The organism is Maricaulis sp., assembly GCF_048270095.1.
Lineage (GTDB): Bacteria > Pseudomonadota > Alphaproteobacteria > Caulobacterales > Maricaulaceae > Maricaulis.
Genome location: NZ_JBLWTL010000019.1, coordinates 15,103 through 28,084, shown reverse-complemented (window position 1 = coordinate 28,084; position 12,982 = coordinate 15,103). Strand labels below are relative to the sequence as shown.

General features: G+C 60.9%; 14 protein-coding genes. 6 read left to right on the top strand and 8 right to left on the bottom strand.

Features of this window, described 5'->3' with window-relative positions; genetic code table 11:
- Window positions 1–90: 90 nt before the first annotated feature.
- The 3 genes from ACN0YJ_RS11000 to ACN0YJ_RS10990 all read right to left on the bottom strand — a co-directional run bounded on the left by ACN0YJ_RS11000 (window position 91) and on the right by ACN0YJ_RS10990 (window position 2,748).
- Window positions 91–396, bottom strand: coding sequence for an ArsR/SmtB family transcription factor (locus ACN0YJ_RS11000; protein ID WP_417496216.1), 306 nt, complete (start codon window positions 394–396; stop codon window positions 91–93).
- A 348-nt stretch (window positions 397–744) separates the two neighbouring features.
- Complete coding sequence (locus ACN0YJ_RS10995; protein WP_417496215.1) at window positions 745–1,680, bottom strand: hypothetical protein; 936 nt, start codon at window positions 1,678–1,680, stop codon at window positions 745–747.
- 627 nt (window positions 1,681–2,307) lie between these two features.
- Window positions 2,308–2,748, bottom strand: coding sequence for a hypothetical protein (locus ACN0YJ_RS10990; RefSeq protein WP_417496214.1), 441 nt, complete (start codon window positions 2,746–2,748; stop codon window positions 2,308–2,310).
- A gap of 188 nt (window positions 2,749–2,936) precedes the next feature.
- Between ACN0YJ_RS10990 and ACN0YJ_RS10985 the strand changes: the two genes are divergently transcribed.
- From ACN0YJ_RS10985 to ACN0YJ_RS10975, 3 genes are all read left to right on the top strand, one after another.
- Window positions 2,937–3,707 (top strand): hypothetical protein, encoded by a 771-nt coding sequence (locus ACN0YJ_RS10985; RefSeq protein WP_417496213.1) that lies wholly within the window; start codon window positions 2,937–2,939, stop codon window positions 3,705–3,707.
- A gap of 33 nt (window positions 3,708–3,740) precedes the next feature.
- Entirely contained in the window at window positions 3,741–4,760 is a 1,020-nt protein-coding gene (locus ACN0YJ_RS10980; protein WP_417496212.1) for a threonine aldolase family protein, read from the top strand.
- Between the two features lie 63 nt (window positions 4,761–4,823).
- Window positions 4,824–5,162: a hypothetical protein gene (locus ACN0YJ_RS10975; RefSeq protein WP_417496211.1), complete on the top strand. Its 339-nt coding sequence runs from the start codon at window positions 4,824–4,826 to the stop codon at window positions 5,160–5,162.
- 9 nt (window positions 5,163–5,171) lie between these two features.
- On the opposite strand, the gene ACN0YJ_RS10970 is transcribed toward ACN0YJ_RS10975, so the two are convergent.
- Window positions 5,172–5,681 (bottom strand): response regulator, encoded by a 510-nt coding sequence (locus tag ACN0YJ_RS10970; protein ID WP_091769288.1) that lies wholly within the window; start codon window positions 5,679–5,681, stop codon window positions 5,172–5,174.
- A gap of 256 nt (window positions 5,682–5,937) precedes the next feature.
- On the opposite strand from ACN0YJ_RS10970, the gene ACN0YJ_RS10965 reads away from it, so the two are divergent.
- Window positions 5,938–6,324 (top strand): DUF3775 domain-containing protein, encoded by a 387-nt coding sequence (locus tag ACN0YJ_RS10965; RefSeq protein ID WP_417496210.1) that lies wholly within the window; start codon window positions 5,938–5,940, stop codon window positions 6,322–6,324.
- A gap of 25 nt (window positions 6,325–6,349) precedes the next feature.
- Here ACN0YJ_RS10965 and ACN0YJ_RS10960 read toward each other — a convergent pair whose 3' ends face one another.
- Window positions 6,350–6,805: a response regulator gene (locus tag ACN0YJ_RS10960; protein WP_417478177.1), complete on the bottom strand. Its 456-nt coding sequence runs from the start codon at window positions 6,803–6,805 to the stop codon at window positions 6,350–6,352.
- A 55-nt stretch (window positions 6,806–6,860) separates the two neighbouring features.
- A complete protein-coding gene (locus tag ACN0YJ_RS10955; protein ID WP_417478176.1) occupies window positions 6,861–7,295 on the bottom strand; it encodes a response regulator in 435 nt (144 codons plus the stop codon).
- Between the two features lie 154 nt (window positions 7,296–7,449).
- Between ACN0YJ_RS10955 and uvrB the strand changes: the two genes are divergently transcribed.
- A complete protein-coding gene (gene uvrB / locus ACN0YJ_RS10950; RefSeq protein ID WP_417496209.1) occupies window positions 7,450–9,618 on the top strand; it encodes an excinuclease ABC subunit UvrB in 2,169 nt (722 codons plus the stop codon).
- Between the two features lie 104 nt (window positions 9,619–9,722).
- The gene (locus ACN0YJ_RS10945) at window positions 9,723–11,027 is read left to right on the top strand and encodes an MvaI/BcnI family restriction endonuclease (RefSeq protein WP_417496208.1); all 1,305 of its coding nucleotides are present in this window, start codon (window positions 9,723–9,725) and stop codon (window positions 11,025–11,027) included.
- Here ACN0YJ_RS10945 and ACN0YJ_RS10940 read toward each other — a convergent pair.
- Both ACN0YJ_RS10940 and dcm read right to left on the bottom strand, forming a co-directional pair.
- Window positions 11,024–11,479: a very short patch repair endonuclease gene (locus tag ACN0YJ_RS10940; RefSeq protein ID WP_417496207.1), complete on the bottom strand. Its 456-nt coding sequence runs from the start codon at window positions 11,477–11,479 to the stop codon at window positions 11,024–11,026. The genes ACN0YJ_RS10945 and ACN0YJ_RS10940 overlap by 4 nt on opposite strands.
- Window positions 11,476–12,759 (bottom strand): DNA (cytosine-5-)-methyltransferase, encoded by a 1,284-nt coding sequence (gene dcm / locus ACN0YJ_RS10935; RefSeq protein WP_417496206.1) that lies wholly within the window; start codon window positions 12,757–12,759, stop codon window positions 11,476–11,478. The genes ACN0YJ_RS10940 and dcm overlap by 4 nt, the downstream gene beginning before the upstream one ends.
- Between the last annotated feature and the right edge of the window lie 223 nt (window positions 12,760–12,982).

The following is a 12,982-nucleotide window of genomic DNA, read 5'->3' as shown; positions in this document are numbered from 1 at the left end:
GCGGTGTGCCTGTAGTGGTGTGTCTGTAGTGGATATAGGGTCTTTGCAAAACTCTGCAAGTACGCAAGTGCGATTGCCGTCTACGCCCGATCAGGCGGGGGCAGGCGGACAATAGGTCTTGTAGAGAGATTCCATGATGGTGCGAATCTCGTCGCTGGCGAGGCGGTAATAAATCGTCTGGTTCTCGCGCCGCGTCGCCACCAGCCCCTTGGCGCGCAGGATCGCCAATTGCTGCGACATCGCCTGGTCACGCACCCCGAGCGCTGCCGCCAGCTCGCCAACCGAGCGCTCCTGATCCACCAGCGCACACAGCGCCAGAAGCCGCTTGGGATGCGCCAGCGTTTTCATCACATCGGCCACGCTCTCGGCGACCGGCTGCATTGCGGTGTAGTCCATCCTGGGTGCGAGGCTCTGTAGCTATGAGATGATGGAGATATAGGGGGCCGCGCGACGGAAGGCGAGGGGGGGCACTTTCCTCCCCGCTTTAGCGGGGAGGGGGACCGCGTAGCGGTGGAGGGGCCGACGCGCGATCGCGCGGCGGTGTTTGACGCCGACCTTTCTCCGCAGCCTGCGGCCGCGGCCCCATCGGCCCGGACTTCGTCCGCGCCACTTCCCCGCGAGCGGGGAAGAACGGCGGTGGTGCCTGCGGGTGATCGGAGAGGGTTTAGGACGGGCATCGTTCCAGCCATATATATCAAACGTACCAAGGGGCGGTGACCGTCCAAACAGGAGAATAGAACGCCCCTAATTTGGCTCGTGCGCGCCCTCAACTTGATAGGTCAGGAGGTTGGCGGAGGGGCGCTGCATCTTGATCGGTTTTATCGGCTCGCCGCTTTTGACTCTCAATTGCTTGAGCATTGCGATGTTCAACTGCCGTCCAGCGAGCTGATCCGTGTAAAAGAGAAACTGAGACCAGTAGATTTCGCCGTAAATGGTTTCCCATCTCAATTCGCCCTGGAGGATCAGATAGCCCTGCAGGCGCTCCGCTATTTTGACGGATTTTGCACTGGCGGCGTCAGTGCCATACAGCATCCCGAGGGTAAGGGTTTGGCCCGACGGCGGGCTGGTCCAGCGTCGGGTCCTTCCAAGCGGCATTTCAACATCGAACAGGATGGCTTGCTGAGGGCCAATTTCCGGCGCGTATTGAAACCGGGATGCGGCTTTGACTTCGTACCATTTCGCTGGTGTGCTGCCTTGGTTCAAGACGGTACCGAGGATTTGCGTTCCAGTCCCGTGGGGTATCCTGACCTCAATGATCTCCAGATAGGCGCGAGATTGATCCCTGCCAGTTTCCCTGGTTACATCGATAGCGCCTTGCGCGGCCTGATTGGCTTTCCTCGTCAGGTACAGCGTGTAGATCAGCGCGATAGTGCCGAAGAACACGAAGAGGGTTTGCCAGAACGCGTAACGGGCCATTCGCTGGGACGCCGCATCCATACTCTGTTGGGCGAGCACATCCCGGTAGTGCAATTCATTGGCTTCTTGTTCGCGCCGGTTTGCGGCTTCTTCCTCTGCCCCGGATCTAATGATCCGAACTGGAAGCGCGGGAGGCGACGGCCGCTCATCGCCGCTCTGAGTTCCTGTATGGGTTTGCTGCTCCTCGCTCTGGGCCTGCCCATGTGATGAGAGGCAGAGCGCTAGTCCAATTGCAGCGAGCGCGATCCAATAGCGTCTAAACATCGCGTCATTAACGCGGCGCTGAACACGCCGCGACTCAACCTGTTGGCGAAACTTGATTCATATTCGCCTGCCCTGTCGGCTGAGTCACGGACGGAAACGTTTTGAGAGGGGGAGTCTTCCCTGAGGACAGGTGCCAGACGAACCTGTCCCTAGCTGTAGCGCAAATCCGGCCCCCAAAACCCAGGCCCCGCCCTGAAAACCATGCCGGGATCCGGCCAGACTGGACTTGAGCTGTCAAGGGCGCCGCAGGCGCCGCTGCGCGGTCGAGACCCTTGACCGCTCAAGTCCAGTCTGGCGCCTTGCTTGGCAAGGATTTCAGGGATCGCTCCGCCCGGCGTGGCCGGGCCTGGCGAGACGCGAAAGGGTAGGTTTGCTGATTGGCGTGCGCCCGGGACATGCCCCGGCTTTGCCGGTGCGTGTCCCGTTTTGGTGAAATCTCGAGCGGCCTTGCCGCTGTCTCACTCCGTCCGGCCAAACCTGGGAGGCCCACGCCCGGACCTTCGCAAGTCAGGACATGGCCGTAATCGCGGCTGGTCACGCTCCGGGTCTATAGTGCGGGGTCTGCGTAGAGCAGCCCCAATGGACCTGAGAGGAGCGTGACCAGCCGCGATTACGGCCGTCTCCCCTTTAGCTCGCCCCCAACAGAGCCCCAATTTTCCCCACCAGCGCTTCGCGCGCCTTGGACGCCAGGAAGGCCTTTGGCACGCGCAGCAACCAGCTCGCATGCGGGCTGGCCTGGCGGATTTTTTCCCGGTCGGCACCGGCGCGGAGCCAGGCCAGCAGATCGACCATCATCGCCCGGTCGAACGCCCATAGCGTGTCGCCGCGATATTCCAGCTGGTAGAAAGCCTCGCGCGGCCAGTCGACCTCATGCGTCCGGTTGAGGCCGCAGCCCAGACAGCTGAGCCGTCCGGCCCAGGACTGTTTCGGACCGGCCTCGCCATCGGCCAGCAGGACCGGCAGCGGCAGATCGCCATAGAGGCTCTCAAACCGGGCCTCGGCGCCGCATTGCGGACAGGCCAGGGCCAGTCTCGGGGCAATGCCCTTATTGTAATAGCGATCGGTCATGACGGGTCCGAAAATGGGGTCCGGTATCTGTGGTGCGGCCGGGATGCTGCGCCGGGCAGATTATAGCGCCGCCATTTTCGCCGCCAGATGCGCGCGCAGGCTTACCGGATTGTCATGTGGGCAGGCTGGCGTCGGCGCGCCGCCTCGGCTAGCAATGAGGCTACGGCGGGGGCTGTTGGGAGTGTTGATTGGGCCAGGCCGCCGTCCGACCCGCATTTGTGCGCCTGCGCCATGTCCTCGCCTGGACGCTGGCAGTGCTGGCCAATGGTGTATTGCTCACGATCATCCTGCTCGTGCCCCGGGCGCCCGTTCAAACCCCGCCCCTCAGCGTCATCGAGTTGCAGCTGGTCGTCGAGGCCGCGCCGGATCCAGAGCCTGAACCAGAGCCGGAACCAGAGCCGGAGGTCGAACCCGAAATCGAGCCGAAAATTGAACCCCTGGACCCTCCGCCGGACCCTGAGGACGCCACCGATCCGCATAGCCGCGAGGTAGCAGCCGACCAACAGCAGGCCAATGCGAGGCCAACCGGTGATGAAAGCCTGGACAATGGCAGCCTTGCAGCCGGCGAGCCGACCGGGCTTGCCGGCTACGCGATCGGGGCGCTTCCCGAGAGTGCGGCCCTGACCGGAACGCCCTTCGTCATCCGCGAAATCTTCTGCCTCACCTCATCAGAGGCCACCCGCGAAGCCGGTCATTGCCCGGATGGACCGGACCCGGACGGGCTGTCCATGCTGCGCTATGCCAGCGAGGCCAATCTGGAAGCCGGACAGCGCGCCGCGATCGGTCACGGCCTGAGCCCGGAGCAAATTCGTGCTTTATTTGAAAGGGATGGCCTGCCGCTTGCCGATCTGTCTGGCCAGCCAACCCTGGCCGATACCAGCCAGAGCCCGACCTCATCCGCCGACCAGATGCGCGACAGCCTGCCGCCACGTCATCCCGATCCGGCGTTTCGTGATTGACGATTTGCTGCAAGCCGGTTTCTTCTGCCGGCCATGAACTTCCTGTCCGATACCACCGCCCCCGCCCATCCCAGATTGCTGGAAGCCATCACCGCCGCCAATTCCGGCTTCGAGCCCAGCTATGGCAATGACGCGATTTCTGCCCGGGTCGAGACCCGGTTGCGCGAGATATTCGAGTGCGATCTCAAGGTCTTGTTTGCGGTGTCGGGTACCGCCTCGAACGCCCTGGCGCTGTCCGTTCTATGCCCGCCGGATGGAGCTATCCTGTGTCATGACGAAGCCCACATCCACCGCGACGAACGCGGTGCACCGGAATTCTACACCGGCGGCGCCAAGCTCATTCCGCTCGCCGGCGCGCATGCGAAAATCGATCTGTCAGCGCTGGATCGCGCCCTGGCAGAAATCCCGGATGGCTTCGTCCACACCAGCCCGGCGCGCGTGCTCTCACTGTCCAATCTGACCGAAAGCGGCACGGCCTATTCAGTCCCTGAAGTCACCGAACGCGCAGGGCGGTTGAAGCAACGCCCGGCCCTGGTCCACATGGACGGTGCCCGCTTTGCCAACGCCCTGGTTTCGCTCGGCTGTACGCCGGCCGAACTGACCTGGAAGGCCGGCGTCGACGTGTTGTGTTTCGGCGCGACCAAGAACGGGGCGCTCGGTGCCGAAGCTGTCGTGCTCTTCCCGACCGCGCTCGACCGGTTCGAAACCCTGCAGGGGCGACAGAAACGCGGCGGCCATATGGCACCGAAAATGCGTTTCATGGCCGCCCAGTTCGAGGCCTGGCTGCAGGATGATCTCTGGCTGGACCTGGCGCGCGCAGCCAATGCCCGTGCCGGTGAACTCGCCGCCGGTCTGGCAGCACTCCCCGGCGTGGAAATTCTGCATTCGGTCGATGGCAATGAAGTGTTCGCCCGCATCCCGGAGCCGCTGGCAGTCCGGATTCGCGCCGCCGGCGCGGGTTTTTACCAATGGCCCGACGGCTCCGCCCGCTTCGTCACCAGCTGGTGCACCGAGGCCGCCGAGATCCAGTCCCTTATCGCCGCCGCACAGTAAATCTCGCCTTGAGATTGCGGAACAAAAGGTGTACACTCATGTCTCGATTGACAGGAGGGAGCCATGGCACAGGGTCGTGGGGTATTGTTTCATCTCAGTTCGGTGGGCTTTGATCCGTATGGTCGAGTCTTCATCGCCGACCGCGACGCATCTGTCGCGCTCGGCGAAATGCTGAGCCAGGCGGACGCGATCAGTTGCCGTTCCGGCTGCGGTGCGCCGCTGAGTTGCGACACCGCTTTGATCACCCGGGAGGAATTGGTCAAGGTCGGACCGGAATTACTGGTCAATAACGCGGACTTCGCCTCGATCATCCGCAAGCGCAAAGCCGTGGGTGCCGAGGAAGTGGTTATCGTCTTCAATATTTACCGGGAGATGGCCAGCAGCGAGCGCGCCTCGCCATAGGGGCCAGACTCAGGAGGCCTCAGCCTCTTCATCATCGGTCGAACGGCGCCAGGGCCCGGCGAAGCGCGGATCCTGCCGACGGCGGCGGTCGGGGCCAAAATAGGTCGACGCCTTCACGAAGCGGCGCGGCCGCTCGATCAGGGCCGAGATGCGACGAAACAAGTCAACCGGACGAACCGGTTTGGCGAGATATTCATTGACGCCGGCATTGATCGCTTCGATCACCTTGGAACGGTCCGTGTGACCGGTGACCATGATGATCGGCAGGTATTTGTTCGCACTATCGGAGGCGGTGCGCACAAGGCGGGTGAATTCGAGCCCGTTCAGATCGCCGAGCATATAGTCGACCAGCGCGAAATCCGGATTGACGTCGCGCATGGTTTCAAACGCATCGGCGGCGTCGCGCACCTCGATAATCGTGCGGACACCAAACCCTTGCAGGATGGTGCGCAGGATCGTCGACATGTGCGCATTGTCCTCAACGATCAGGACACGGATGCGGTCGAAACTGCCGGACATGGGGTCTCACTGAGCAGTGGTGAATCTCTGGACGGTCCGAGTCTGCCCGTTTGACCTTAACCAAGTCTTGCTCCGGCCTGCAGTGACGGGCGTTGAGCGTCAATTTGTGCAGCGCTGGACAGGTTTCCAACGACTTAGCGTGGCTCAAGTCTGCATTCCGGGCGCGGGCAGAGGAAATGCCAACTCCCCGGCACACGATCGCCAAGCTTTGTGTTAGTCTGAGGCGGCAGTTGAGGAAGGCGAGCTGGCGATGAATATGGCCGAAAAATCAGTCCGAAGCCTGATCATGCGGGCCCGGGCCTATGACAGCAAGGAGCAGATCGACGATTTTCAATCCGACCCGGACAGTTCGGAGATTGACATGGTCGAGTCGATGCTGACCGGTGATCGCGACCCTATTCGCGATGAGATCAAGAACTGGATCGACTGTCTCGATGAGGAGAGCCAGGTCGAGCTGGTCGCGCTCTACTGGATTGGACGCGGCGATTTCGACGGCAATGACTTCATTGCCGCGGTCAGGGAAGCCCAGGCGCGCCGCAGTTCACCGACGGCAGACTACCTGCTCGGCGCACCTATGCTGGGTGACTTCCTTGAAGCCGGGCTGGACGCCGTGATCGCAGCCGACGTGTTCGACGACGCATAACAACGGCGCGCCGCGCCAGCCGGGCCTAGATCCACTGCACTTCCGTCTTGGGACCACGTCCCGCCGCCCGGACGATATCGCTTTTGCGGCTGGACAGGACTTCCAGAATTCGCCGCCCCAGCTTGTCCGGCATAACCGGCTTTACCAGGAAGCCATCAGCGCCTGCCCGGATCGATTCCTCGACCACCGCCGCCTCGGAATGTCCTGTCAACATGATGGTCGGAACGGACTGGTTGGGCGAGGCGGAATTGGCGCGCAATTCCTGCATCAGCTTGATGCCGGTGCCATCGAGGAGCTCATAATCGAGCAGCATCAGATCGATGCGTTGCCGGTTGAGGTGCTGCCAGGCGCCTTCGACACCATCAGCCTCAATCAGGTCGTGACAACCGAGACTTCCAAGCAGGCGTGCGATCAGGCGTCGGGTCGCGGCAACGTCCTCGACGATCAGGATACGGACTCCCAAAAGAATTTCACTTGGCATGACGAACCTCGCAGGACTGGATATAGTTAGTTGCCCGAAAGAACTGAATTACTGATTAAGCGGTGCGGGATAGCGGCGGCGCGGCCCGAAGGAATCCGGCCTGCACAACCTGTTGCACCTGCATTGCCAGCGTGGCGGCATTGACCGGCCTGGGCAGAACCGCATCAGCGCCGGCAGCCCCGGCACCCCGCGCCAGATGCGGCAGGCTCGGCGGCGCCAGAAGGATGATCGGCAGGCCCGGATCGGGGCTCGACGATACATCCCGAAAGCGACGGATCGCCTCCAGCCCGCTGGTCAGACCGAGATCATAATCGACCAGCGCCAGGTCAGGCCGGCACAAGCGGGCGGTGACCAGGGCCTCATCAGCATCGCGGCTCTCAAAGATCCGCGTCACGCCCAGCCCCCGCAACAGGGTTGTCAGCACCTGCCGGATCGAGCGGCTGTCATCGAGCAGCAAAATATTGAGACCGGCCAGATCGAACCCAGACATGATATTCTCCAGAACAGAAACCATAGACTACCCTGCCCGGCTTAATATCCGCCTACCCGTCATTGATTTGACGTGAGCGCCTCCTGACAGGGTGACGTCAGCATCGCACCCGGCCCCTCTGGTCGCGGCGACCTGGCATGCGTATATCTTGGCCATGGTCAAACTTACCCTCGACGACAGCCTCGCCGCACCGGAAGACTTCATCCTCGACACGGTGCCGGAAACCGCGCCGGCGCATCCGATTGAAAACTGGGAGCCGCACCGGCCCGACCGGCCGACGAAATCGGAAGGCGGTCAACGCTTTCGCTGTGTCGCCGAATTCGAGCCCACCGGCGATCAGCCCCAGGCCATCGCCGAACTGGTGGAGGCCATCCAGGGCGGCGAACGCGACCAGGTCTTGCTCGGCGCCACCGGGACGGGCAAGACCTTCACCATGGCCAAGGTGATCGAGGCAGTGCAGCGCCCGGCCCTGATCCTCGCCCCCAACAAGACACTGGCGGCCCAGCTCTACGGCGAGTTCAAGTCATTTTTTCCTGATAATGCGGTGGAGTATTTTGTCTCCTATTACGACTACTACATGCCGGAAGCCTATGTCGCGCGGACCGATACCTATATCGAGAAGGAGAGCTCGATCAATGAGGCCATCGACCGGATGCGCCATGCCGCGACGCGCTCCATCCTCGAACGCGATGATGTTATCATCGTCGCCTCGGTGTCGTGTATCTATGGCATCGGCTCGGTCGAAACCTATACCGCGATGACCTTCGAGCTGAAGCGCGGCGACGTGGCCGATCCGCGGGCTGTGATGCGCCAACTGGTCGATCTGCAATATGTCCGCAACGACGCCGCCTTCGGCCGCGGCACTTTCCGCGTTCGCGGGGATAGCCTGGAAGTTTTCCCGGCCCACTATGACGACCGCGCCTGGCGCCTCTCCTTTTTCGGCGACGAGCTGGAGAGCGTCACCGAATTCGACCCGCTCACCGGCCGCGCCATCACCGATCTGAAGAGCGTCAAATTCTACGCCAATTCCCACTATGTGACGCCGAAACCGACCCTCAACCAGGCGATCCAGTCGATCAAGGCCGAGCTCAAGACCCGCCTCGCCTGGATGGAAAGCGAGGGCCAGCTGCTGGAAGCCCAGCGCCTCTCCCAGCGCACCGAATTCGACCTGGAAATGCTGCAGGCGACCGGTTCCTGCGCCGGCATCGAGAATTACTCACGCTATCTGACGGGGCGCAAACCCGGCGAGCCACCGCCGACCATGTTTGAATACATCCCTGAAAACGCGATCATTTTCGCCGATGAAAGCCATGTCTCCATCCCCCAGCTCGGGGCGATGTTCAAGGGCGATTTCTCGCGCAAGAAAACCCTCGCCGATCATGGTTTCCGCCTGCCCTCCTGCCTCGACAACCGCCCCCTCAAATTCGAGGAATGGGACGCCATGCGCCCCCAGACCATCTCGGTCTCGGCGACGCCGGGCAATTGGGAACTCAACCAGACCGGCGGCGTCTTCGTCGAACAGGTCATTCGCCCGACCGGCCTGATCGACCCGCCGGTCGAGATCCGTCCGGTCTCGCTTGATGGCGCCAGCCAGGTCGATGATGTCATCGACGAGGCGCGCCGCACCGCCGAAGCCGGCTATCGCACCCTCGTCACCGTCCTGACCAAACGCATGGCCGAAGACCTGACCGAATACATGCATGAGCAAGGCCTCAAGGTCCGCTATATGCACAGTGACGTCGACACGGTGGAACGCATCGAACTGATCCGCGACCTGCGTCTGGGAACCTATGACGTGCTGGTCGGCATCAACCTGCTTCGCGAAGGCCTCGACATCCCCGAATGCGGCCTCGTCGCCATCCTTGACGCCGACAAGGAAGGCTTCCTCAGATCCGAAACCAGCCTGATCCAGACTATCGGCAGAGCCGCCAGAAACAGCGAATCCAAAGTCATCCTCTACGCCGACCGCCGCACCGGCTCCATGGACCGAGCCATCGGCGAAACCGACCGCCGCCGCGCCAAACAAACCGCCTATAACGAAGAACACAACATCACCCCGACGACGATCAAACGCGGCGTCTCCGACATTCTCGAACAGGTGATGGAAAAACAGGCCGCCGGAAGAAGCGCCTCAGCCCGCGGCCGCGGCGGCAAGGGCACAGGCAAACCCAAAGGCATGCGCGACCAGGACCAGGCCGGCTATGGCGGCAATGTCATCGCCGTCATCGCGGACCTGGAGAAGCGGATGCGCGAAGCGGCGGCGGATCTGGAGTTTGAGGAGGCTGCAAGGCTTAGGGATGAGATTAAGGGGCTGGAGGGGTGATCGACCGGCAGAACTGTGCAATTTTGCTCCAGTCACTTGGATGACCAAACAGGGCGGCTGAGGATCAGAACTTGGGCATAGAGACTCTCGGAGAGTTTCGGGACTTGTTTCGCCATGCCGGCGTGCGCACCGTCTATGTTAAGCGGCTCGCAGAAAGACAAGATAACGAAAAGAATCAAATCGTTCTCGCTTCCGAGCTTAGTGGCTTGGTTAACTTGTTCCCGGCGAAAATTGCCTTACGTGCGGGCAGCGAGAGCAAGAAGAAGCGTCATTCCGAAGCTGGCCTCCCGATCGCCGAAGCTCGACTGAATTTCTTCTGGATGAACCGCATCGGCGAACGCTTTCATGCGCCGAGAACCCGGCTGATCGAGTACTTCCAATACCCCGAGGTACGGATGTCCGGCTTCCTCGCCCAGTGCGAGTGGGCACCGGAGGCGATCCGGAGAGACAAACAAGCAGCATACGGCCAACGCATTCTAGCGCTCGGTGCCAATGCTGCAGGCGAAGTGATCGCACTTCTGATCACGGAGGCGGAGGATCCGCTTGCCCGCGATTTCCCGGAGCTCACCCCATCGGGCGTTTCGGGTGTCCTTGGTGTGCTCTCAACCGTGGTCGAGGCCACTACTTCACCGCGAGACCTGCTGATTGAGGACCTCCGTAACATTGTTCGTGCGGACTGGTTGCCCTCCGTCCGAAACCAAGGGGGTGAGATTCAACCGTTCACTGGCAACCAGGGTGCCGGCTACACCTTGGAGGCTGCACTGGGTGTGGAGACCAATGCGTTGAAGGAACCGGACATACACGGGTATGAGGTCAAGTCCTACCGTGGCAACAAGATTAGCCTCATGACCCCCACTGCCGACAAGGGGATAGAAGGCGACAATACCTTTCGGCATTTCATGGATGCGTATGGGCGGCCTGCAAAAAAGGAGGATGGCTCAACCCGCTTTGTCGGCCTCTTCCGGTCCGGCAAACCGAACAAGCCTCATGGGCTTGTCTTGGGAGTGAGTGGATACGATGCTGAGAAGGACCGTTTCTCGGAATCACCAGAAGACATCTGTGTCGAGCTCCGCCACATCGAGACCGGCGAGCTTGTTTCAGGCTGGTCGCTGGATAAGCTCGCGAAATCATGGAATGCGAAGCATGCTGCTGCCGTCTATGTGCGGGCTGAGGCACGCAAAACGACTACTGGCAATGAATACCGTTTCCTCGCCCCATGGCTTATGTGTGAGGGGACAGACGTTTGGCGCCTGCTCCGTGCTATCGCCTTGGGAAAAGTATACTACGATCCCGCCCATACGATTTACGCAGATAAAAAAGCCAAGGTCCGGCCACAATGGCGGATTGGCACCGCGGATTTCGAGAACAACCTTCGCGCGTTATACACACGGGTCCAGACCGTGTGTTAGGTGGCGCTGCGGATGTCAATAGAACCCTGCGAGCTCCCGAGCCAAATCTTGAGCCGCTTGATGACTTCCTCATCCGGCATACGGTGACGCCCCTTTAGCGCGCACTCCCAAATCACGGCGTCCCGCCACCCCGCATCGCGAATGGCCTCCAACGAGCGTGAATCTCGCAACCTGTTGCCCTCGATCTTGGCTCGCCAGAACTCCGGGCGCGTCGATGGCCATTTAAACAACGCACAGTCATGCCCATGCCAGAAACAGCCATTCACAAAAATGACCGCGCGATATTTGGCGAAGACAAGGTCGGGCTTGCCGGGCAGGTCCTTACTGTGGAGCCGGAACCGGAATCCAAGCCGGTGCAGCCCCGAGCGGATCATCAGTTCGGGCTTCGTATTCTTGCCTTTGATCCCTGACATCATCCGGCTGCGCGTCGCGCTGTCGACGACGTCGTTCACTCAGCGGCGCCCGCCTCTGCAAAGAGGGGCCCCGCCTCATCCTGCTCCAGGATCGCAGCCATGATGTACGGCTTCATCTTTCGAGCGATATCCTCAATCACCGGGACAGCAACGGCGTTGCCGAATTGCTTGTAGGCGCGCGTATCGGAAACCGGGATTTTCATCGGAGCATGGCCAGGTTGGTCAAAACCCATAAGGCGCGCACACTCCCGGGGCGTCAGCCGGCGAGGATTGCGCCCCTCCTGGGCGATCAGGATCTCGCTTCCGTCCTTGTAATAGCGCGCGGACAGCGTGCGGGCGGTATCGTTCGGGCCGCACAGACCAAAGCCGAAGCCATTGCCTGCCGCCTTGTGCTTGGCGGCATACCCCTGCAGATAATTCCACAGCTTGTCCGATAGCGTATATTTCGGATTCACAAAGCTGGCCTCGTTTGACCCGGCCTCGATAGCAGGGAGTGTAAACAGCTCCTCGGGCTCCTCATGCGGCGCGTGAAGAACCGAGTCGAGACGCGGTCCGGCCTTCGGGTCACGGAATTTCAGCGTTGAAATATCGAATTTGGTCTCTTCCCGGAAGCCCACGATAAAGATGCGCTCGCGGTGCTGTGGCACATAGCCTTTCGCATCAATGACGACGGTCGAGACATGATAACCAAGATCGTTTTCCAGCGCGCCCTTGATAGTTTCAAACGTGTCACCACGGTTGTGACTCTTCAGGTTTTTCACATTCTCCAGCAAGAAGGCAGCGGGACGCTTCGCCTTCAGAATGCGCAAAACGTCAAAGAAGAGCGTCCCCTGGGCCTTGTCCATGAATCCGTGAACCCGACCGAGTGAGTTCTTTTTCGAGACGCCTGCGATCGAAAAAGGCTGACAGGGGAAACCCGCCAGCAGGACGTCGTGGTCAGGTATTTCAGCGGCATCGATTTCCGTGACGTCCCCGCGAATTTCGTGATCGTCATCCGGGAAATTCGCGCGATAGGTTTTCTGGGCGTAAGTGTCCCATTCGCTAGTGAAGACGCACTTGCCACCGGCTGCGGCAAAACCACGACGAATGCCGCCAATCCCCGCGAACAGATCAATAAAAGTGAAATCGGGGATAACGTTACCCTTTGCCTGCTCCTGAACGTAATGACGTTGAAGCTCTTTCGCATACACAGGCTTGGGTACAACCTCGCCACTCTCCCAGCGGTAGACGGTTTTGGCTGCGACATCGAGCATGATCGCCGCCTCTTCAACGGAGAGCCCGGCCCGCTCACGTGTTTCGCGAAATTCTAGAGCGCTCATCACCACCTCCGGGACAAAAATTGACAATATGGCAATTCATATCCCAGCGGGCGCGGCAGTCAACCCATTGTTCGTTATTTGTTCTCATGTTCGCACGATTGTTCACAGGGTATGAAAGAGAAACACAGGCCTGCACACTCTCCCCCAATCATCTTACCCGCAGCGCGCTACCGGCGCCCGGGCGGCTGCGGGTGGATATCTTCTCAATCAACTCAACCGGTTG